Origin of the sequence: Desulfobacter curvatus DSM 3379, assembly GCF_000373985.1 — a bacterium.
GTDB classification, from domain to species: Bacteria; Desulfobacterota; Desulfobacteria; order Desulfobacterales; family Desulfobacteraceae; genus Desulfobacter; species Desulfobacter curvatus.
The window spans coordinates 19,622-41,495 of the sequence record NZ_KB893051.1 but is presented as its reverse complement, the minus strand read 5'-3'; the positions used below and the strand labels follow the sequence as shown (position 1 = coordinate 41,495).

Below are 21,874 nucleotides of genomic sequence, written 5' to 3'. Positions count from 1 at the left end.
TTATTTCATCTGTGTCCTGAGTTTTAACATGTTTCGATACAGGCACATATTTTGTTCCCACAGATTGGGCAGAATTTTTGGTGATCGATATCAATGGGGCTTTTACAGTTCGTACAGGTATCTGATGTGGCTGAAAGTTCCACGAGAAGCTCACCGTTGACAACCGGGATCATCTTTTTGGTTTCTTGATAATTGGCTGTCTTGAGAACCCGTTTGACTATGCCGTCAACCGGCGAGAGAACAGCTTTTTCCTGTTTCATGATCGAGATATTAAAAAGCTCTTGGCCTTTTTGGATGACGTCTCCTTCATGGGCATACATGACCCACAGGTCACCGTTGCTTGGTGCAGCGATATGACAAAGATTGCACGTATCGGCCATTTCAATGGATTCGGTTCCAATGCCTGTAGCCTCACTGACCTTGACCTTATAAATAAAGACTTCCGAATCGCAAAGGTAACGGACCACGCAGTGTCCGGTCTCTTTGGGCGGGGAAATATCCAGAATGATCATCTGATGGGGTTTGCCGTTGCTGTCCGTAAATTCCATTTCCGTACCGACTTGCATCCCTTCAAACCAGACATCCACCGGTATGTTGTTTGGATTACTGAATTTTGCCGTGAACTCGAAGGTTTTCAGTGCGTCTCCGGGATGATTCAGATACAGAACGAATTCTTCCTCGGTGGGTTCCCGGTGGATCAGATTTTTAAGTTTGTCACGCTCTGCGTCAAGATCAATGTCTTCAAGGGTGTTCAATGGTGAGTCTTCTGTCCGGGCGGTAATGGCTGCCTGGTACTTTTCGCCGAATGCGCTTTCATAAACCCAGTCCGGTGGGAAACCCAGCGGCAGTTTACCGAAATTGCCCCTCAGCAGATCCCGGAAGGCGTCATTGCTGTCCCGGTACAGCTCCAGCCGTGCCGCCTTGATTCCCGAGGACAACTCTTTTTCAGGGATGGTGTTGACGGCGTTGAGGGTATCCAGCAGGCGCTGAACCGCTTCTTCACCGCCGCGCTGATACGCTCCGGTAACGGCAAGGAACGCGGTATTCCAGGTGATCTGGGAGCCCGGCGTAACATCATGATAACGGGTGATTTTGCGTGTTCCTTTGAGAAATTCCAGCATATGCGGCAGAAGATGGATATATCCCTGTTTCATGGCGCCTTCCTGGGAGGAAGAAGTCGCGCCGCCCGGCATGCCGTGTTCGACGACCTCATAATCGATGCCTTGGAAATAGGGTGAACAGTAGCGGTCATAGTAGGGCATGATCTGTTTGAGCATGAAACCGCAGGAGCGGATCATCTTTTTGTTCAGGTTGGTTTTCAGGCCCAGTTCATTTTCAATGTAGGCTGCTGTGGAAAGCACTTCGCCTTGGCCATACCAGCGCACGGATGCACCGATCCCGGTGTCCACGATGTTGGCCCCGGCTTGGGCCGCCTCACCCACGGCCGGAACAAATAATCCGTCGGTATAATGCCGATGGTAATGCATGATAAGTTCAGGATATTTTTTGCGAATTGCACCCACCAGTTCGCGCATAAATTGTGGCGGGCAGACACCGGCCATGTCCTTGAGGCCCAGTATCATCGTGCGAAGGGCTTTCTTAGTTGTCATGCCGGAAACGCCGGTGACCATGGACACAATTTCATCGGTTACTGACAGATAATGTTTAACGTCTAACCCCGCTGCATAGGAAAGGGAGATGGCCGGTTCGAAAATATTGGTTTTGGAATCCAAGGCCACTTCTGCAAAGGGCCGCATATTTTCAATGTGGTTTAAAAAATCAAAGCAGCGAATCACATCATAATGCTCACAGATCATTTCACCGGTTTTGCGCATCAGGTTGCGTGGCTGGGGTCTGTATCCCAGTATATTGGTAGAGCGGATCAGAATCTGCTTGAGCGTCTGGGGTGCAAATTCATTCCACTCTGCGGCTTCGGTAAATGGGTAGGTCATGTTGGCAAGCATGGCAACATGGAAATGGGCACCGCCGCCATTTTCCATAGAGAAGAAACCGCATTTGTCCAGATACGGCCCGACCAGCCTGTCTTCGGCCAGGCGGAATCGATTGCCACTGTTGGACTGGGTCATATCACGGGCCGTTGTATCCGTAAAATGAATATAACCGCTGTCCCGAACGAAATCCAGAATAGCTTGGCGGTCTTTGCTGGGATACGGGTGGACAAAGTTGTTTTGTACTTCAGGGGGAAAAACAGGTATGAAAGGCCCGAGGCGTTTGTCATCCCGTCCGCGGTATTCTCCTAACTGGACAAACTCGTTATATCCCTTGGCTGAAATTTCAGCCACCAGACGGGACAGCCTTACGGTTTCCGGTGCCTGATAAATATATTGCATCAGTTCCGGGTTTTTTTCTATGAATTTGGTGTCATAAATACCTGAATTGAAGTCCGGATGTTTCAGAATCTGCTGATGAAAGGGGATGGTTGTCTTCACGCCGCCGATATGATACTCACCCAAAGCACGCCGCATGACCTTGACGCATTTGTTCCAGCTGCGGCCGAAAGCGATCAGCAGGGTCGCGGCCGAGTCATACTGGGAGGGGAATTGGTATCCTGTGCTGATGCAGGTGTTTAGCCGGACACCCGTACCGCCCGGTGGTGCATGCCGCGTGATCAAACCGGCATTGGGTGAAAAATTGTTCCGGGGATCTTCACAGTTTATTCTGACCTGCATGGCATGCTGGTAGGGCTTGGTCTCTTTTTCGTTGAAACTGAGTGTTGCACCAAATGCAATGGCGATCTGTTCCGCCACAAGATCCACACCGTAGCGGCATTCCGTAACGCCGTGTTCGACCTGAAGCCGTGTGTTGACCTCGATGAGATAGGGTGTTCCATCCAAATCCACCAGGAATTCCACCGTTGCCAGAGAATAATAATTCACATGCTTGACCAGCTTGATCGAATACTCCTTGAGTTTGCTTCGAAGTTCATCGGTCATGCCCGGCCAGGGGGAGGGGGTCATTTCGACCAGTTTTTGATGATTTCTTTGAACCGTGCAGTCCCTTTCATCAAAAGCAAAAACATTGCCGTGCTGATCGGCGGCAACCTGAATTTCAATATGACGCACGTTGGTCAATAATCTTTCCATGAACAGTTTGGGATTACCGAAAGACGCCTGGGCAAATGTCGATGCTTTAACAAAAGCGGATTCAAATTCTTTTTCACAATAGACTTCGTAAATACCCCGGCCGCCACCGCCGCCTTCTGCTTTGAGCATGATCGGATAACCGATTTTTTTGGCAAAGACACGGGCCTCTTCCAGTGTAACGGCATCTTCGGTTCCGGGGATGACCGGAACATCCAGTTCCATAGCCAGTTTACGGACGGCAACCTTGTTGCCTAAAAGGCGCATGGCATCATGGGGCGGACCGATAAAATGAATCCCCGCCTTTTTACATTTCAGGGGAAAACCCGCATCCTCCGCTGCAAATCCCCAACCGGGATGGATGGCAATAACACCTCGCTGTTTAGCTTTTTCAATAATCCGGTCAATATCAAGATAAGACGTGGGATCCTCCCCCAACAGCATCAGTTCCTGGGCACTGTGGGTAGAAGGAGACGTTTTATCGACATCGGTTGCAGTCATGATTGAGATGGCTTCCATCTCCGAAATTGAACGGCAGAGTCGACGGGCAGGAATCCCCCGGTTTGCAACGAGGATGGGTTTGCCCTTATTTTCAGCCAGAACCTGCTCAAGCGTTTTTGTTTGCATGACTTTTAAAGTTCCCCTTAATATTCTATATGTTTGGGTTAAATCTTGAAAATTTTAAACATCATACTCCATTTAACGTCGTGGCGAAAGATCTGTTTAGCCAATGGCCGTTATTCAACTCTTAAAATCCTTCCGGAATGAATGACCTGTGTTTGGGTATTTTTTTTTATCAGCAGGCCGCCATTTTCAGCAATGCCGATGATAATTGCCGAATAAATTTCTCCATCATTTTTCAGAATATGGACGTGCTTGCCGCGCCATGCCATACGGCCGGTAATGAGGTGTATAAATTCGGATGCCTGGATCTGTTTGATCAACATCTGGAAATAATGGATGCCTGATTCCACCAGGTGAAGCCAGACTTTCAGGGGTGAGACATCAAAACCTTCGCTATATAGGCAAGTCGCCGCCATAAATGTTTCGGTGCCGGTTGCCTGTAAAGAGGGCGCCGAAGCCATATTGATCCCGATTCCCACAATAATTTTTTTGCCCTGCTGCTCAATCAGAATACCGCCGATTTTCCGGTTTTTGTATAGAAGATCGTTCGGCCATTTTATCTGAACATCGATGCCCAGCAATTCAAGACCGTGGGCGACTATATAGGCAACGACAAGGGGTAATAAATTTTCCTGATACGCATTGGAAGGATTAGAGTCGGAAAATTCGGGCCACACCCAGGATGCATACAGATTTCCGACAGGGGAAACCCAGTTGCGCCGGAACTGTCCTCTGCCGGCTGTCTGATCGGTGACGATGACCGAATCCCAGATATGGATTTTTTGGCGGCGCAGAAGATCCCAGGCCGGATCCATGCTGGAACCGTACTGATCGCAGATCAGGATCACCGGTTCACGCCGCGTTGCGTCCGCCGATGGATACCAGACAGGCCCTTGAAGCGCCGGGGAAAAGTCCTGCCGGTGTATCTGTTCCCACGGACCGAACCTTTCGATATCTTTCATCCACAATTGATGCCGCTTTGCAATCTGGTCAGGAGGCATCGTCAGTACAGGAAGTGTCATCTAATCAAAAAATTTGCAGAATAAACGCTAATAAATTGTCCTCTTGGCTTCGTCATACAACCGTTCAACAACTTTTTTATTCCAGGCTTTATGGGGGGCAGGCGTTTGGAAACCTTCCGCGCGGAAGAGTCGGATGACATCATTGGTGGTAAACCCTTTTTCTTCTTTCAGCCAAATGATATTTCTGAGCACCAATCGATAATAATTATCATCTTCCACGGAATTGTCCGTGGCCCCTTGGCGCAGAGATTCCATGAGCTGGGAGATCTTTTTTTGCTGGCTGTTCATCATGGTGCTGAATATTCGGATCTGTTCCTTGACCTTGAACAGGTCATTTTTCAAGGTGAGAATTTCATTTCTATAGGTTGTGACAAAGTCAACGAGTTCGTCCATAAATGCATCCGGAGCCTGTTCTTTGTGCTGTCCGGTTTCCTGGGTATCAGATGTGGGGTCATTTTCCTGGTCAACAATTTCAAAGGTCTCTTCCTCTATTTTTTTCAGTTTATCCCGTCTGCTGTCAGCTCTTTTTTGGGCAAATACTTCGACATCAAGTAACGAAGGTCTCTTTTTTTTCATAGCACTGGTTCCTTTTGCATAAAAAAAACGCACACTCAAATCTTAATTGCCACCTACCGGTCAAGAATAGACAGAACTTCTTTGGCAAGGGCGCGTATCTCTGTTGCGGCAATGTCCTTGTTTGAATATTCCGACACGTTCTGGCCGTAAATCAGGGAATATTTATATGCCATCCGGTTTGCGATTTGGGTTTCTAATATATCAAATTTATAAGTTGATTTTAATACTTGTGCAAGCTCGCGCGCCATGACCGAATTTGTCTGAATACGGCTGAGCAAAAAATAGGGTTTAAGGCGCGGGTTTAGTTTCCCGGCTTCGTTGATCAGCTCTACCGTCGTTTTTGTACTGCGGATATCAAGCGGAGAATCCTGTACGGGAATGATGATAAGATCGGAGCATGCCGTTGCAACGGTTACAACGTCATTGTCATGGGGTGGGGTATCAATAAAGGCAAAATCATAAACCTCGTCATACTCCTCAATGATCTGATACAGGTTTTCGTAAACGGGGGCGACTTTGATCTGCGCTATTTTTTCTTGACCGTTGCGAATTTCAGCCGTTTCATAGCAACTGCCCTGGGGGTCCGTGTCAAAGACGATGACCCGGTGCTGCTGCAATGCAAATTCAATGGCAAGATTTAAAACGATGGTGCTCTTTCCACAGCCACCTTTCTGGTTTGCAAGTGTAATAACTTTCATGATGATACCATGTGCCGCTTTTTAGGTTGTTAGGAGAGATAAAGTGTGTAGAACCATATCGTAGCTTGTTCCGGCTTGTCAACAGAACAATTCGCATGGGAGGCGGGATTTCGTAATTAAAAATGTCCCGCATTTTTTATCAGAAAGTCTGTGTAACTAACACAGATTTTTCAACTTTTGTTATGGGCTGAGTCTGGGTGCTGATAGACCAGATCAGCCCATGGCTGAAAAATGCGGGACGATTGAGTTTAAACGCGTATTATTAGGAGGGACGCGCTACAAGGACGGGAATTTTTGACTCGTGGATGACGCCCTGGGCTGTGCTGCCTAAAAGGATATCATCAAAGCCCTGATCTCCATGGGTACCCATGATGATCAAATCAAAATTTCCCTGGACCGCCGCATTTGTGATCTCTTCCACCGGATCACCTGTTTTGACCATTATGCGGTCCTTGGATAAGGGGCAGGCTGAGATTTCTTTGATCACTTTTTCCGATGTGGTCCGAATCCGTTCTCCAAGAATTTTTTCAGCACTTTCAACAGCATCCCGGTTGAATTCCTCCTGTTTTTCAGGATCCTTTATGGTGACACCGGCGTTTGCGGAATATTCTGCTAAAAGATCCGGGACCACATGGATGGCCCATACCTTTGCATTGAATTTGTTGCCGATGGTACAGGCGTAGCGGGCCGCATATTTTGCCGTGGGAGTGATGTCCGTGGCAAACAGGATTTTTTGAATGTTTGCGACCATGGAACCTTCGGCTTCCTCCACTGCTTCAGGGACAGGCTCTGCCTTTGCCTGGGCGGCTTTTTTCAAAGGCTGTTCGCCGTCCAAAGGCGCCCGCCCAAATATTCTATCGGTCAGTTTGACATACCAGGCAGCAGATTGTACCTGGATGATATAAGCCACAGCCACAACCAGGGCAGCCGAGGCCCCTTGTTTGCCGAATGCGTTTATGGCAATGGCCAGGGCAATGGACAGGTTGCGCATGACTGAACCGTAAACCAGTGCAATGGCATCACCCCTGGGCAAAAGCCTTTTGCCCACTAAACTGCTGAAGGTGAAGTTGAATCCGTAAATGATGACCAGAGGGATAAGGATGTAAGCAAGCATACTGGGGGCTGCGGCAATGGCCCGGGCCTTAAGCGCCATGGCAATGAACACGATGCCCACAACACCCAAGGTAGACAGCGGTGGGAATTTGGGTCCCACAGAAGTCTTGAAGCCCTTTTCCCCGTGTTTTTTTACCAGGGCCCTGCGGGTCAGATAACCGGCTGCCATGGGAATGAAAACTATAACCACGATTTGTTTGAAAATAGCGGCCATGTCAATTTCAATGGTTGTGCCCATGAGCATGCGGACATAAAAAGGTGTAGCAATGGAGCCCAGGGTCAGACCGATCACCGTCATTTTTACGGCCGCCGCCAGGTTGCCTTTGGCGAATCCGGTCCAGGAAATGGTCATGCCAGACGTGGGGACGAGTCCTGCCAGAAGCAAACCTAGGGCCATGTAGGGCTGGTCTTTAAAAAAGATCAGACCCATAAAATAGGCCAGGAAAGGGACCACACCAAAATTGATCGCCTGGGTAAGTACCTGGGCCTTGACATCTCCTCCCTCAAACACTTTCTGGATATTCAGCGTCACCATCATGGGGTAGACCATTAAAAAGGTGAACGGAATAATCAGGCTTTTTAAAAAAGCGGCATCCATGAAAATACCGAATATAAATCCGGCCAGCATCATTGCCGGAATTGCCAGGGTCAGATTTTGACTTATTTTTCTCAGCAGTTTCCAAATCATTAGATCATCCTTTTGTGTTATAATTATGAGTAAATAACGCCCGCATTTGTTTTAGAATCCAAAATTCATACCACGGGTTTAATATGAAGATGAAATTTAACTATTATATTGATTTTATACGGTATATTTTTTTTCTATTTCCATCAATAAATATAGGAAAAAAATATTCGTTACCTTTGTAACGACCTTGTAACGCATATGGTTGCGCTGTAACGATACACGATGTTAACGCATATGTAAAAAATTTGGAACATGCTTTTTTTAGGATTTCGGATATTCAAATACCACTTTGAAAGATACTTGGCAGGCAGAAGTTTTCGTGTTAATAACAGCCGGGGCTGATCTGGTCTGTCGTTTTCCAGAGTCGCCACGCAATGAAAAAGTGATGGAAATATAACAAGTTATTGGGGCCAAAGAAACGTTGACTTGTATTTTTTTGTTTCGGTTTTTAGTAATCGGAGTAATTGAATGATAAAAAAAAGATTCAGACATTTTCTATACTATTATCTGTTTCCCTATACGGGATTATTTTTTGTCCGGCTTTTGTCCGCCACCTACCGGATCAAGATTGTTGATCCGGACAATGAACAGAATATTTTAAAGGCCGGGGGCAGGGTGGTTTATGCCTCATGGCACCAGCGATTTTTTCCGGGCATTACATTCTTTTCTAAACGAAAGCCCATCGCCATTATGATATCCCAGAGCCGTGACGGTGAAATTGCAGCCCGGGCTGTGACTGTTATGGGTTGGCGGGCCGTGAGGGGATCTTCATCACGTGGAGGCGGGCAGGCCCTTGAAACCATTAAAAATCTGATCGGGCAGGGCTATAAGATCGGCCATATTGTGGACGGCCCCCAGGGACCGTTCGGTACGGTGAAACCCGGTTTGATCCGTATTGCCCAGTATGCGGATTCACCTATTGTTCCCGTTATTACCTCCGGGCAGAACCGGTGGGTTTTTAATTCCTGGGACCGTTTCATGGTACCCAAACCCTTTTCCCGGGTGATCATCCGTTTTGGTTTTCCCATCCATGTACCCCGGGATATGGGGTCAGATGGATTTGAGAAGATGCAGACGCGTGTGGCCCAAGTCCTTAAGCATCTCTATGAGGATACGGATGCTGTCTGGCGGGATGGTGAACGAATAAAAGAAATTTTTGGTTAACATACAAATAAAATAGTTGCATTTTTTCAACAAGCCTGGCATGTATAAAGAAAAGCTTAAAAAAGGACAGCAGGTGTGACGGAAAATAAAGTTGATATATTGATCAGCCGGATCATGGACGCTACCGGGATATCGTCCCAGGCGGAACTTGCCAAGGAACTTGGTATTAATCGATCTGGGATTACCCATGCCAGAAACAAGAATCATATCCCCGATAACTGGATTATAAAATTGTTCAGGCGTTTCAGGGTGAATCCGGATTGGGTGGATACGGGTAAGGGGCCTGTTTTCTGGGATCAGAAACATACGGATGAAGGTGGCGATTTTCGCCGGATTCCAAAGGTTGCTGCCCGCCTGTCAGCCGGCACAGGTTCCTTCGAATGTGATCCGGATATCTCGCAATTTCTTTCATTTCCCTCTGCCTGGCTTTCCCGTAAAGGGTCTGCGGCTGCCATGGTGGCCATGGAGGTGTTTGGCCAAAGTATGGAACCTTTAATCCGGGAGGGGGATACCGTCTTAATTGATCAGTCCCAGACCCGTATCATGGCCGGTGCCATTTATGCCGTGGGGGTGGATGATACCATTCTTGTCAAACGGCTGGAAAAACACCCGGATGCCTTGGTGCTCTGCAGTGATAACAAGGATTTTTCGCCCATTCATCTGGATATTCATGCCCTTGAGAAGGTCCGGGTGCTTGGGCGGGTGATTTGGAGCTGTCGGGAATACCGATAAAATTTTTTGTGTTCGGTGTTTATTTTTTTCAACATATGTTGGTATTATATACAACTATAAAAGAGGGAAGAGGTGGATTATGCAACAGTCGGTTTTGTTATGCCGGAAAAATTTAGTGAATAAAAAAACAAAGCGCCCCGTAGAAAAGAGAATTTGCGTTATTCTACCGGTGATAATCTGGATAGCCGGGCTATTGCTTGCCGGCAGTGAAGGGCCGCTGATGCCGTATCTCAATGTTGCAGGCGCAGTCGTATTTTTTGGGGCCAGTGTCTGGCTTGGCAGAATTTTACCCTGCCTGGAACCGGATGCTGAAGTTCGTAAGATTTCAAAGGAAAAAGTCCGGCATCCGGTTCCATCACAGGTCGAATCATCGTTTTTCGGCCATGATCATGGCTGCACCCAAGGCGCCCATCATCTGGGGATGTTCGGGGACAAGAATCTCTTTTGCAAGGGCATCTGACACCATTTGCACCATACATGGATTTTGTGCCACCCCGCCGGAAAATACGATGGGCCCTTGGGCCCCCACACGGTTCAGCATGCCCACGGCACGCTTAACCACACTTAAGTGAAGACCCCGGGCAATCTCCTGCCGGTCTTGGCCCTTGGCAATAAGCGATGTCACTTCAGACTCTGCAAAGACAGTACACATGCTGTTGATCTGAAGATCTTTTTGGGCATCAAGGGCGGCCGGACCGAATTCATCCAAGGAGAAGCCCAGATTATGTGCCATGATTTCAAGAAATTTGCCGGTGCCCGCAGCACAGCGGTCATTCATTTCAAATTTTACTACCCGGCCCTGCTCGTTGAGCCGGATTGATTTACTGTCCTGGCCGCCAATATCCAGAATGGCAAGGGCCTCAGGGAATTCAAGCCGGACACCTGCGGCATGGGCTTTTATTTCCGTGACTGTTGATGCGTCATCATATGCCACCTCAAAAAGGTTCCGTCCATATCCCGTGGCCATGATTTGGTCAAATTTTACCCCTTCCATCACTTTTTTAGCCTGGGAAATCGGATCAAATCCGGTATCGGTCTGGCGGGTTTCAATAACCTTGTTGTTTTCAACCAGTACCAGCTCAATGCTTCTGGATCCAATATCAATGCCTGCGTAAATCATTATTTACCTTAATCGGATATTTGTTCTATAAAGGCTTCCACCCGGGTCTTAAGCTGCCCCACATCCTCCATGCCGTAATCGGTTTCAATCCTCATACAAGGAATGCCTAAATTTTCAAGTGTATTTTCCACGGGGATGGATTCCATAATATAAGGTTGGCAGAACTGCAGACCGTAATGGATCACACCATTTGCGCCATAGGCTTTGGCCATTTCAATAATATGGTCGCTTCTTTCCTGGTTGGGGGTAAAAATAGCGCAGTCCACTTTGAAGTATCGGTCTGTGATGGCCTCCATCAATTCTTCCATACTCTGCCCTGAATCGTCGGTCAGATTCCGGGTGCCCCGTTCGCCCACACAGGCTTCCTCGCCCACGATCACAGCGCCGCTGGATTCAATGATCCATGGCAGTTTCCAGTTGGGTACAGCCATGGGACAGCCCGAGATAAGGATTCTTGGGGTTTTGGTTGGAAATGCGCCCTGGTTCTCCTTGATGCGAACCTCAAGTTCGTCACATATTTTGTTCACGGATTCGGTAAATCGGGCTGGATTGTCATAAAAGAAAACTTGATTGGCCAAAAGTGCATCAAGGCCTGAAATGGGGGCGGGATCTGCCTTTCGTAATGTTGCCAGTCGGTGCATTGCGGCCCGCTTGGCATTGACTACCTTAATTCCTTCTTTAAGGGACTCCACGGTGATTGTGTTGCCGGTCAATTCTTCCACCGCTGTTTTGAACCGTTCATATTCTTCTTTGAGAAGCGCACGCCCCTGACTGGATTTGACCTGGGGCAGATCCATGACATAAAGGTTATCCACCATGCCGGCAAAGGTCTCATAGGCTTTTTTCTTGCCGTCACAGGTATTTTCTCCTACGATCATATCCGCACTCTCAAGATAGGGACAGACCCGTCCAAGCTTGAAGCCAAAGGAGGACTTAATCAATGAGCAGGTGTTTCTTGGTAGATGTTTCTCGACTTCCTCAACGGCAAAGTCTGCGCCTGAGCACAAACCTACCAAGGTGGCACCACCGGCAAGAGCGATCTCTTCGGGGACGAATACACAATAGCTGCCGATGATTTTGCGATTCTGTTTTTTTTCGTCAAGAAGCTCCTTGATCCGCAATCCATGAACCTCGCTCATGACAAAATCAAAATATCCCATACCTTCGGGGCGATTCTTTTGGGACAGGTAAATATTTTTGTATCCTTGTTCCAAAACGCCGAGCAATGCGTCATGGGCTTTTAAATCCATGCCAAGGCTTTCCCACATGGGTGTATAATCTTCGCTCATTGTACTCTCCTTTTTTGACTTCAACATTTGCTTATTTTTTTGCGATAGATAAAATGTTCAATGACTACTATTACGAACTTTTATCTGCGCTGAAAATGCTCAGTATAAAGACGGTGCAAATTTAGATCAAGGTAAAAATACAAAAATAGAGAATATGAAATTGGATTGATGTTTTCGATAAAAAATACGGGAGGCAAGATATAAATCATATCCTGCTTCCCGAAAATTTTGCTTTTTTTAGAAGCCAAGTCTGTTTAATCTACATAGACTTTAACCGTTATTGTGACCTTAAGAGCAGAAGGTGGAAAATCAACTTAAGCCCACGGCTGTTATAAACAACAACCTGAAGAGGTCACATAATGCTTTAATATTCTTCTTCCAATTCTTCGCCTTCCGGCATGTTAAGTGGTTTCAGGTCCGGTCCCAGATATAGCCGTTCCCTGCCACCAAGCACGCCTAATGCAAACGCAAGCAGTGTCCATAAATGAATGGTATGGTATTTACATTCATAGTGATCCGCCAGCTTATGGACTTGATCGTGGCAGTTGTGACAGGGGGTTACACAGTAGTCTGCACCGGTGGCCACAATTTGATCTTTTTTGATTTCGCCGTATTTCAAACGTTCTTCGTTAAAGCCGGACTGAAGGTATCCGCCGCCGCCGCCGCAACAGAAATTGTTGGAAAAGTTTGGCTGCATGTCAATGAAGTTTTCTTCACCAACACAGCATTTGATAACAAAGCGCAAATCTGCGGCTAATGGATCACCAAAGCTTTTACGAACCTGTTGACAGGGGTCCTGGCAGGTAAATGTTACTTTTAAGTCTTTGTTCCAGTCGGAACTGGGTTTGAGTTTACCTTCCCGGATCCATTTGGCGTAATACTGAACCATGGGAGCGATTTCAAGATCGGTATCTATATTGAATTTTTGCTGGCCCTTCCATACGGAGAAAGTGGAGTGGCCGCATTCGGTGTTCAAGTAGACCTTACAACCCAATTCCATGGCAGATTCAATGGAGTTTCTTGTGACTTTTTCCCAGCTCTCGTCATCGGCAAGGAACATGCAGTAATTTTCTCCACCCCAGCCCCGTGTGCCATAGGTCCAGTCTGCCCCAACCATATGCAGGATTTTCCACAGGGGAACCATTTCCTCGGGCTCCGTGCCTGGTTCACGGGAATTCTGGCTTAAAAAGAAGTGTGCGCCTTCTTTATTGACCGGTGCTTCAAGTTCTGCCCAGCCTATCTGTTCTTCCTGGACTTCTTCAAGAATGTCGCCAACAACCCATTCAAAGTCCTCTTCGGAAATACCCATGGCACTGCCGCTGCCGTTTCTCATGGCCATATCACAGGAACCTAAAATACCTTTGGGTCTTTCGTCTCTGGGCCATGAGGCGCGGGCCTCAAACACCATTGCCGCAATATCAATATTCATCGGGCAGACATAAACACAGCGCTGGCACTGGGAGCACAGCCATACCCATGGGTGCATGTGCAGTTCTTCGTCCATGCCCAAAGCCACCATCCTGACAAATTTGCGCGGATCCATATCTTTAAGACCGGTTGCCGGGCAACCGGAAGCGCATGCACCGCATGTCAGGCACATATTGAGGTTGACACCATTAGGCAGTTTGTTCATCAGTTTCTCTTTAAACGCTGCCTTTTTTCCTTTATTAAGTTTTACTGCCTCGGTCATAATGTTCTCCTTTGAAAAGGGTTGCTTTTAGGTCTAAATTTTTTCTGCATCAGTATTGCTTCAAAATTCCCGATGTTTTTCGCTAACAGTCAGCGTATCAACCGGCTACAAGCCCGCAGAATACCTTTCTTAGGTATTCCTGGGGAATGGGTGTCAAGTACTGATCGTCAAAATCCGGCTCCCGGTCCGGGGACCGAGCTGTTTGAAAATCAAAGGGTTTCACGTTGTTGCGAATGGTGAAGGCGGTCATCTCAATTTTAGCGTTTTGGGGATGTTTTTTCGAATTATTGTTCAGCCAGGCATCACAGCTTTCGTGATCCCCTACATGCATGATGTAAATGATTTGTTTGGTGCGGATACATATCAGACGGTATCCTGCGCCAAGATCATATTTCCAGGAATTTTTCACCCGGGCATCCGAGCGCGCTTTAAAAAGTCCGGATGCCTGGGAGGTCTGACCTTGGATCATGGCCTCAATGATTTTTCCGGCACGATATGCAGCAATGGCAGGGGCATTGGCTTGCCCTTCCATTGCTGTGAGCTGTTTTTCTAATTTGGGGTGAAGGTGAACTTCGTCAGCCATTCTTTGCCTCCGGTTAACTGCCGCATGTCCCGCCGCTGCAACAACCTGAACATCCGCCTGCCGGTTTCAGACCGGATTCGAGGCGAAAGCCGGCACCTTCGAAATCAATAAATACCGGGCTTGCCTTTTCCAGAAGGTCCTTTTCCATGATGTATTCCACATCATCAAAGGTAAATACGGCATCCGTCTCTTTTTTCTCATCCAAAGCCATGGCAAGGCTTGGCCCACCGCATCCGGCGCTGTTGAGAAAGATTCTGATGGGCTCAATTTCTTTGCCTTCAAAATACATCCTGACCTGTTCCTGGGCAGGCTTACTGACGTTAATCATCTAACTGACTCCTTTAAATACAAAATTGGCAGGGTGGTTTAAAAATTTTTGGTTTAACAATTAAGTATTCAACCATCTAAATTCCTGCACCAGCCGGTCACGGGCAGTGCCTTCAAAATACCTTAGTGTTGTCTGGGAAAATATGTCATCATACCCCTCCCTTTCCGGTCGACAACAATTATCCACCCTAGACCAGAAACGATTCAAGACCTATATAAAATAAGGTTTTTTGGCAAATTGAAAATCCTTATGTGCTTGTGTTTTAAGTATCGGAATATTCAATTTTGCCGGTTTGAAGAGGTGATGTAAATCTCTAAAGAAAATGAGATGACCTGAGCAGTGTCCGGTGGAAAAAAGAGAATGGGATTGTTTTTCGATTTCGGGTAAGACACATTCTGAACTGGTAAGATTGAGGAATAGATGCTATTAGAAATGATGAATTTTGGATCGTTAAATTGATCGGCTGTATTTTTTTAACTGATATTGAATTGAAGGGATTGGACTTGGACCAGGATAAAATAGAAGCGATACGGAGCAATTCAGAATTTAAATCATATTCATGTCCTTATTGCCAAAAATTTTTGATGAAGGGGAATGTAAGACGGTTAAAAATGACATGTCCACACTGTCAAAAGCTGATTGATGCAGAGGAGGATGAACTTTTAGGCATAAAGAGTTCTGACGGACAAGAGGAATGATGAACAGACCTTTTGTCGGTGTCGCAGTAATCATTACCCAAAATAAAAAAGTACTGTTGGGGAAGAGGAAGGGCGCACATGGGGCCGGTTGCTGGGCGTTTCCCGGCGGCCATTTGGAATTTAACGAATCCATTGAAGGCTGCGCCGCCCGGGAGGTTTGTGAAGAAACCGGTCTTTGTATTAAAAATTGCCGATATGCCACCTGTACCAACGACTTATTTAAGGACAAGAACAAGCACTATGTGACGTTGTTTGTTGTATGTGAATACGAATCCGGAGAACCGGAAATCAAAGAGCCTGATAAATGTGAAGAATGGCAATGGTTTTCCTGGAATGAATTCCCAACACCATTGTTTTTGTCACTGAAAAATTTGCTTAATCAAGATTTTAATCCCTTTACCGCGGAAAAATAAATCCCTTATTATATATCATTCCACTCCGGCGTTTTGCGAAATTGTCTGTAAACAATACCGGCGGATAAAAAACAGGGAGGGATGTTGGCAAAATCAAAAGCGGAAAAACGCAAACAGAAACGCAAGCAAAAGCAAGTGCAGGTCAGGCGGGCTAAGGCGGGAAAAGCAGTCGCAGACAAAGGCTGGTTTTACTATGAAGAAGCCTTTTATTATCATGATATCGCTGATTCTTCCCAGGCGCTTAAGTTCGTCAAAAAAGCAATCAAGTTGCTTCCCAAAGAAGAAGCGGTGATTCACCTTTTAGGGCAGATCGGCCAGACGTTGGGTGACTCTCAGGTACAGCTGGATGCCATGGATTGCCTTGAGAAAATCGGAAAAATAACAGATTCCATGCGTTATGAACGGGTCGTTTTTTTGATAAATTCGGAAAAATATGAACTTTGCTTAAAAACCGCTGAAGATCTGCTTGAAAATTTTACACAACTTAAGATTGACGATAAGCGCAGAAAACGGGCCACCATCAAAGATATCATTGCCTATTGCAAAGATGTAATTGCCGAAACCCGGGAGCGCGAGAAAACCATCCGGCAAATGGCAGAAATTTACAGACGGCAGGAGAGTTTGGCAGGGGCAGATCCAAAATGCCCGGCAGATAAAGCTGCCCCACCGCCCCCGGCATCCGAATCATCAACTGTTCAGCCGGTTAAAGGTAAGGCGCCTGAAAAACCGGCATCGGTTCCTGTGACCATAAATATTGACAAAGATGCGTTTGTCAAGGCCTTGGCCGGAACTGAAACCGCTGGGCCTGAGCTATATGAACTGGCGCTCATGAGTCACGAAATTCGATTTGCGGAATCCTTTGAAACCTTGATTTGCCTGCCGGGGCTTACGGAAATCCAATCGTTCTGGTATCAGGAGGAAACCGCCAAAAAAGTCCTCAAGCAATTCAGGGGACGGGCATTGCTCTCCGACGAGGTCGGGTTGGGCAAAACCATTGAGGCGTTGATCATCCTGTCGGAATATTTGCGCCGGGGGATGGTAAAAACTGCCTTGATTCTGACCCCGACCCCTCTGGTCTCCCAGTGGCAGACTGAAATGGCATCCAAATTCAACCTCAACGTGCCGTCAACGGACAGTCCGGAATTTAAATCAGGGGACGATAATTTCTGGGAACACAAGGTGGTGGTGGCATCCATCAACCAGGCCAAGTCAAAGAAAAATTGGGACTTGATCACCAGCCGGGAGTACGACATGGTGATTGTTGATGAGGCCCATCATCTAAAAAATAAGTCCACCTTAAATTTCAAACTGGTCAATGCCCTGAAGAAAAAATTTATCCTTTTGCTGACGGCCACGCCCGTGGAAAATAACCTCATGGAGTTGTATAACCTGATCACTCTGCTCAAGCCGGGGCAGCTTGAGACGGCTACCTCCTTCAGGGAGCGGTTCATGAAGCGCGGTGACCCCACAGACCCCCAAAACAGGGAAAAGCTTAAGCACCTGCTCGGCCAGGTGATGATCCGTAATACCCGGGCTCTGGCAGGGATTCATATTCCGCCCAGGTTTGCCACCACCATCCGTATTGCACCCACAAAGGGCGAGATCGTTTTTTATGAACGCCTCCAGGTCCTTTTGCATTTGCTTAACGATCAGAAAAAGGGGCAGGCAAAATTGATGATTAAAAATCTGCTGGCCCAGGCCGGGTCTTCCCCCAAGGCAGTGGAAGCCACACTGAACCGGATGCTTGAAAATCGGTCATGGCTGCTGGAGATTGAAAAAGAGATCAAAGCTGTTAGAAATCTGTGTCGGACAACTGTGGATACACCAAAGAATACGGCGTTGCTCAAGCTGGTCAAAGCGGACGGTGAAAAGCTCATTGTCTTTGTGAAATATACGGCGACCATGGAGCACCTGGCTGAATTTTTGGAGTGGAATGATGTCTCATTTGTTCTTTTCCACGGCGGTATGGCCAATGAGAAAAAGGATGCTGCCATCCAGGCATTTAAGGATAATAGCCAAGTGCTGGTCACTACGGAAATAGGCGGGGAGGGGCGCAATATCCAATTTTGTTCCCGGATGGTCAATTACGACCTGCCTTGGAACCCCATGAAAATTGAACAACGAATCGGCCGTATCCACCGCATCGGCCAGGAAAAGGAGGTGCGGATCTATAATTTTTGCGCCCAGGGCTCCATTGAGGATTATATCCTGGATATCCTGGACCGGAAAATCAATATGTTTGAGATGGTCATCGGAGAGATTGACATGATCCTGGGCCGGGTCCGGGGGGAAAAGGAGTTTTCGGATATGGTGTGCGACATCTGGGTGGATTCACAAAATGCTGAAGAGCGGGACCAGAGTTTCGCCAAACTGGGTACAAAGCTGAAACGGGCCAAAACAGGATATGTGAAAACAAGGGAACTGGACGGCAAGCTTTTTGGAGACAGTTATGAACTCTGATAGGCATGAACAGATTGATGCCATGGATTTTGCCTGCCGGTTTTTTAAAGCCCGGGGAGGGGAGGTGGAAGATCAGGGCCTAATCCGGGATATTCTGCTGCCTGAAGCTGCGGCCCAAACCCTTGGCATGGATGATTTTTTTAGAGTGGGGCCTGAAGAAGTTGTGGAAGAGGGGCGCTCAAAGGTTCATGCCGTGCAGCTGCATACCCCGTTGCTTGACCGGATGCTCACCCTGGCAGGAAAGTCCGCGCCTTTTGCCCGGGCCGAGTTGAAATTTGATTATATTAAAACTCAAGGGTTTGCCCGGCTGATTGCAGACCGGTTTCAATTTTATAAGTCCAAGGTCCGGGTGATGAAGACCGGAGAGGCAAGAACCCGGTATCTTGTACTTACCTGCCGGTATACCGCCCAGAGTGATGAGATAAAACAAGGTCTTGTGGAGATCTGTGTTAACATGGATACCGGTGTGGTTATCCCGGACATGTCCCAGGGCCTCTCCCATGTTCAAAAGGAATTCAGCATTAAAAATGCCGAAGGGCTGAACGACAAAGAAATTGAAGCGATCCGGACGGTTGTATCCAGATATGGACAAAACCTGGTAAAAGACCGGTTGGCTTCATTCGTGGAGAGCATGAACCGGCGGTTTCAAAGGGACACGGCAAGTCTTGACGCATATTACCAGGCACTTGAAAAGGAGATGCGGCAAAACCTTAGCAGAAGCGGGCTTTCCCAGGAGCTGGTCAGGGAACGGGAAGAAAAGATTGCCATGATTCCAACCGAACTTGCCGCCAAAAAAAAAGATTTGCTCAATAAATACGGGATTTGTATTGATTTTAAACCGGCAGCAGCCCTGTACCTGACATCTGCCTGTGTGACGGTGTTTGCCAGGCTGATCTCCGGTCGCAACAATACCGATTTTACCCTGACTTACAATCCTGTGACCAAGGACATGGACCCGGTTGCCTGCCAATCTTGTGGTGCCGGTACTTACGGTATCGGGTTAAGTCCCGATCTGAACATCAATTGCCTGAATTGTCTGGGGTTACGTCCCTCTTTTGGCGAATGAAAAATTTGAGTAAGACCATCGAAATTAATCCAGAACCTTGCGAATGGTTTGTGCAATTTCCAGGATTGTCACAGGCTTCGTGACGACTGCGGCTATGTCAACGCTGTTGGAAAAAGCGGCATCTACCTGACTGCTGTGTCCGGTGCAGATAATAATCGGAATGTCCGGGCGGATTTTTTTTATTGCGGCGCAGAGTTCAAGACCGTTTATGCGCGGCATGGTCATATCCGTTATGATCAGGTCGAACCGGGAAGGTGAGGCCGTGAATGTGGCCAGGGCTTTTTCCGGATCCTGGCCGGCCTTCACCGTGTAACCCAGGTTCATCAGCATGGTCCCCAGCATGTCAGTGAGTCCTTTTTCATCGTCCACCAGAAGAATGCTTTCCGTGCCCCCGGGTACGGGGCCGGTATCATCGGGTTCCTCGTCTGCCGGGGGCATGGGGTTTGCCGGAAACAGAACAGTAAACACAGTGCCGCACCCCATTCCACTTTTAACGGATATGGCGCCGCCATGGTTGTGGACAATACCATGGACAATGGCCAGTCCCATGCCCGATCCCTTGCCGACCTCCTTGGTGGTGAAATAGGGATCAAAAATTCTGTCCTGGATGGCAGGATCAATGCCTGTGCCGGTGTCTTCAATAGTGAGTCGAATAGCCTCCGTTGCCGCACGTGCCTTTAGTTCCAGCGCTTCTAAGTCATGGGTTTTTGCCGTTGTAAGGCAAATTGTCAGGGTGCCGCCGCCGGGTTCCATGGCCTGGGCTGCATTGTTGCACAGGTTGATAATGACCTGCTGGACCTGTGTGGGATTGGCATTGATTGTCTGTATCGGCTCATCAGTTTGGCACACAATTTCAATGGACGAGGGAATGGATGCCCTTAAAAACCGGACCGTATCGGTCACCAGTTTGGCCGGGTTTAAAAGCTGTTTTTTCTGTTCCGCCTGTCGGCTGAAACTAAGCAGTTGCAGGACAACATCCTTGGCCCTTAGGCAGGCGGCCTGAATCTCTTTGATGCGTGACCGGGCTGGATTCTCTTCGGGCAGGTCCAACAGTGCAAGTTGGGCATTTCCCAGGATGATTCCCAAGATGTTGTTAAAATCATGGGATATGCCGCCTGCAAGGGTGCCGATGGACTCCATTTTGCGGGCCTGCATAAGTTGGTGTTGCAGGGCTTCTTTGTCTTTCTCAGCTTTTTTATGTTCTGTAATGTCGGTTGCGGAACCCACAATGGCCACGGTCCTGCCGTTTTCCACCACCGGGTTCTCCCGGATTTCCACCATAATTTTGTGCCCTTTATTTCCTTTCAATTCAAGTTCATACGGGGGCTGACGCTGCCCGGTCTTAATGGCTTTTTCGGTATATTCAAAACCCTTGAGATTGATGGGGTTGTCCGTGACAAATTCAGTCCATCTCGTCATGGCCTCTTCGGGTTCGCAGTGCAAAATCTGTCTGCATTGGGGGCTGACATAAGTGATTTTATGGTCAGGTGTGTGGGTATAATACATGCTGGTGCTGTTTTCCAGGATGTTTCGAAGTTTTTCTTCATTTTCCCGCAGCGCCTTTTCCGTAACGATCCTTTCCCGGGTTTCCTTTGAAAGCCTTCGGCTTCGGAGCAGCACAATAAAGATGATGCTGACAGAGAACAAAAGAACCAAAATAATATATAGAAACACATCGTTGGGGTTGACACCATAGTCGTATTTAACGGACAGCCACTGGTTGCGAATATCACTTTTTTGTCGGGGAGACATGGCGGCAAGCGCTTTGTTAAAGATTGTAAGAAGCTCCTGGTGCCCCTTGGGGACGGCCATATACAGCTGATAATTGTCATAGGGCGTCGGTGCTGCAATTTTAAGATTTGCAAGTCCGGTTTTGTGAATCAGATAGGTAGCTGCTGCCAGGTTCTCTATGGCGGCATCTGCCCGTGAAAAGGAGACCGCTTCAAGCCCATGTAATGGGGATTGCACATAAAGGGGTGAGAAGTCAATTTTGTCCCTGGAAAGCCATTCCTGTGCAAGGGTTTGGGATACCATAGCCAGTGTTTTCCCATGAAGGTCTTCAAGGCCGCCTATAAAAGGGCTGTCGTAACGGGAGACAATAACCAGGGGGACGGTCAGATAGGGCTCGGAAAAATCAAGATAGGTTTCCCGCTCAGCCGTTTTTGCAATGCAGGTGATCAGGTCAATGTCTCCTTGCCGGACACGTTCCAGCACCTGGGACCAAGGAAGGTTTGCCTGAATACGCAGTTGAAGTCCTAATTTTGCCGCTATTTGGGTGGTGTAATCGACTGAGATGCCTTTTGGTTTACCCTTTTCATAATAGTGAAAAGGGGGAAAGGATCGCGGGCCTGCAATGGTGATTATGGGATGCTTGTTTATCCAGGACTTTTCAGCCGGGGTTAGCTGAAGGGTGCCGGCTGTACTATCTCCTGGGTTTTGGGCATGGGAATATGCAGGATTAATGAACGACAGTCCCATGATGAGTGCCGTCATCGTTATGATCCTTTTT

The 21,874-nt window shown here is 47.6% G+C and carries 16 protein-coding genes; 5 read left to right on the top strand and 11 right to left on the bottom strand.

From position 1 onward, the window contains the following. Positions 1–23: 23 nt before the first annotated feature. The 5 genes from B147_RS0110790 to B147_RS0110770 all read right to left on the bottom strand — a co-directional run bounded on the left by B147_RS0110790 (position 24) and on the right by B147_RS0110770 (position 7,822). Positions 24–3,728, bottom strand: a complete 3,705-nt coding sequence (locus tag B147_RS0110790; protein ID WP_020587213.1) for a pyruvate carboxylase — start codon at positions 3,726–3,728, stop codon at positions 24–26. A 110-nt stretch (positions 3,729–3,838) separates the two neighbouring features. Further along, a complete protein-coding gene (locus B147_RS0110785) occupies positions 3,839–4,747 on the bottom strand; it encodes a biotin--[acetyl-CoA-carboxylase] ligase (RefSeq protein ID WP_033397242.1) in 909 nt (302 codons plus the stop codon). Between the two features lie 27 nt (positions 4,748–4,774). Further along, positions 4,775–5,323 (bottom strand): hypothetical protein, encoded by a 549-nt coding sequence (locus tag B147_RS0110780; protein ID WP_020587211.1) that lies wholly within the window; start codon positions 5,321–5,323, stop codon positions 4,775–4,777. A gap of 53 nt (positions 5,324–5,376) precedes the next feature. Beyond that, positions 5,377–6,021, bottom strand: coding sequence for a ParA family partition ATPase (parA, locus tag B147_RS0110775; RefSeq protein ID WP_020587210.1), 645 nt, complete (start codon positions 6,019–6,021; stop codon positions 5,377–5,379). A gap of 262 nt (positions 6,022–6,283) precedes the next feature. Next, positions 6,284–7,822 (bottom strand): universal stress protein, encoded by a 1,539-nt coding sequence (locus tag B147_RS0110770; protein WP_020587209.1) that lies wholly within the window; start codon positions 7,820–7,822, stop codon positions 6,284–6,286. A gap of 468 nt (positions 7,823–8,290) precedes the next feature. Here B147_RS0110770 and B147_RS0110765 point away from each other — a divergent pair, with 468 nt between their 5' ends. Next, complete coding sequence (locus B147_RS0110765) at positions 8,291–8,986, top strand: lysophospholipid acyltransferase family protein (protein WP_020587208.1); 696 nt, start codon at positions 8,291–8,293, stop codon at positions 8,984–8,986. A gap of 75 nt (positions 8,987–9,061) precedes the next feature. Next, positions 9,062–9,718: a LexA family transcriptional regulator gene (locus B147_RS0110760; RefSeq protein WP_020587207.1), complete on the top strand. Its 657-nt coding sequence runs from the start codon at positions 9,062–9,064 to the stop codon at positions 9,716–9,718. A gap of 367 nt (positions 9,719–10,085) precedes the next feature. Here B147_RS0110760 and B147_RS0110750 read toward each other — a convergent pair whose 3' ends face one another. The 5 genes from B147_RS0110750 to B147_RS0110730 all read right to left on the bottom strand — a co-directional run bounded on the left by B147_RS0110750 (position 10,086) and on the right by B147_RS0110730 (position 14,728). Beyond that, positions 10,086–10,838 carry an acyl-CoA dehydratase activase gene (locus B147_RS0110750; RefSeq protein WP_020587205.1) on the bottom strand — a complete coding sequence of 251 codons (753 nt, stop codon included), beginning with the start codon at positions 10,836–10,838 and terminating at the stop codon, positions 10,086–10,088. Positions 10,839–10,846: 8 nt separating this feature from the next. After that, positions 10,847–12,127 carry a double-cubane-cluster-containing anaerobic reductase gene (locus B147_RS0110745; protein ID WP_020587204.1) on the bottom strand — a complete coding sequence of 427 codons (1,281 nt, stop codon included), beginning with the start codon at positions 12,125–12,127 and terminating at the stop codon, positions 10,847–10,849. Positions 12,128–12,491: 364 nt separating this feature from the next. Continuing rightward, entirely contained in the window at positions 12,492–13,817 is a 1,326-nt protein-coding gene (locus tag B147_RS0110740) for a (Fe-S)-binding protein (RefSeq protein ID WP_020587203.1), read from the bottom strand. 97 nt (positions 13,818–13,914) lie between these two features. Then, positions 13,915–14,400 (bottom strand): hypothetical protein, encoded by a 486-nt coding sequence (locus B147_RS0110735; RefSeq protein ID WP_020587202.1) that lies wholly within the window; start codon positions 14,398–14,400, stop codon positions 13,915–13,917. 13 nt (positions 14,401–14,413) lie between these two features. Continuing rightward, entirely contained in the window at positions 14,414–14,728 is a 315-nt protein-coding gene (locus B147_RS0110730) for an IscA/HesB family protein (RefSeq protein ID WP_020587201.1), read from the bottom strand. 694 nt (positions 14,729–15,422) lie between these two features. Here B147_RS0110730 and B147_RS0110720 point away from each other — a divergent pair. The 3 genes from B147_RS0110720 (at position 15,423) to B147_RS0110710 (ending at position 19,365) form a co-directional block, all read left to right on the top strand. Then, positions 15,423–15,839: a nucleotide triphosphate diphosphatase NUDT15 gene (locus B147_RS0110720; protein ID WP_020587199.1), complete on the top strand. Its 417-nt coding sequence runs from the start codon at positions 15,423–15,425 to the stop codon at positions 15,837–15,839. Positions 15,840–15,920: 81 nt separating this feature from the next. Beyond that, positions 15,921–18,299, top strand: coding sequence for a DEAD/DEAH box helicase (locus B147_RS0110715; protein WP_020587198.1), 2,379 nt, complete (start codon positions 15,921–15,923; stop codon positions 18,297–18,299). Beyond that, a complete protein-coding gene (locus tag B147_RS0110710; RefSeq protein WP_020587197.1) occupies positions 18,289–19,365 on the top strand; it encodes a hypothetical protein in 1,077 nt (358 codons plus the stop codon). Before B147_RS0110715 ends, B147_RS0110710 begins: the two co-directional genes overlap by 11 nt. Before the next feature lie 24 nt (positions 19,366–19,389). On the opposite strand, the gene B147_RS0110705 is transcribed toward B147_RS0110710, so the two are convergent. Further along, on the bottom strand, positions 19,390–21,858 hold the full coding sequence (locus B147_RS0110705; protein ID WP_020587196.1) for a transporter substrate-binding domain-containing protein: 2,469 nt from the start codon (positions 21,856–21,858) through the stop codon (positions 19,390–19,392). Between the last annotated feature and the right edge of the window lie 16 nt (positions 21,859–21,874).

Bases quoted from the DNA above. Each gene is read 5' to 3' on its own strand.
- B147_RS0110790 (WP_020587213.1), bottom strand. From the start codon at position 3,728: ATGCAAACAAAAACGCTTGAGCAGGTTCTGGCTGAAAATAAGGGCAAA.
- B147_RS0110785 (WP_033397242.1), bottom strand. From the start codon at position 4,747: ATGACACTTCCTGTACTGACGATGCCTCCTGACCAGATTGCAAAGCGG.
- B147_RS0110780 (WP_020587211.1), bottom strand. From the start codon at position 5,323: ATGAAAAAAAAGAGACCTTCGTTACTTGATGTCGAAGTATTTGCCCAA.
- parA (WP_020587210.1), bottom strand. From the start codon at position 6,021: ATGAAAGTTATTACACTTGCAAACCAGAAAGGTGGCTGTGGAAAGAGC.
- B147_RS0110770 (WP_020587209.1), bottom strand. From the start codon at position 7,822: ATGATTTGGAAACTGCTGAGAAAAATAAGTCAAAATCTGACCCTGGCA.
- B147_RS0110765 (WP_020587208.1), top strand. From the start codon at position 8,291: ATGATAAAAAAAAGATTCAGACATTTTCTATACTATTATCTGTTTCCC.
- B147_RS0110750 (WP_020587205.1), bottom strand. From the start codon at position 10,838: ATGATTTACGCAGGCATTGATATTGGATCCAGAAGCATTGAGCTGGTA.
- B147_RS0110745 (WP_020587204.1), bottom strand. From the start codon at position 12,127: ATGAGCGAAGATTATACACCCATGTGGGAAAGCCTTGGCATGGATTTA.
- B147_RS0110740 (WP_020587203.1), bottom strand. From the start codon at position 13,817: ATGACCGAGGCAGTAAAACTTAATAAAGGAAAAAAGGCAGCGTTTAAA.
- B147_RS0110735 (WP_020587202.1), bottom strand. From the start codon at position 14,400: ATGGCTGACGAAGTTCACCTTCACCCCAAATTAGAAAAACAGCTCACA.
- B147_RS0110730 (WP_020587201.1), bottom strand. From the start codon at position 14,728: ATGATTAACGTCAGTAAGCCTGCCCAGGAACAGGTCAGGATGTATTTT.
- B147_RS0110720 (WP_020587199.1), top strand. From the start codon at position 15,423: ATGATGAACAGACCTTTTGTCGGTGTCGCAGTAATCATTACCCAAAAT.
- B147_RS0110715 (WP_020587198.1), top strand. From the start codon at position 15,921: ATGTTGGCAAAATCAAAAGCGGAAAAACGCAAACAGAAACGCAAGCAA.
- B147_RS0110710 (WP_020587197.1), top strand. From the start codon at position 18,289: ATGAACTCTGATAGGCATGAACAGATTGATGCCATGGATTTTGCCTGC.
- B147_RS0110705 (WP_020587196.1), bottom strand. From the start codon at position 21,858: ATGACGGCACTCATCATGGGACTGTCGTTCATTAATCCTGCATATTCC.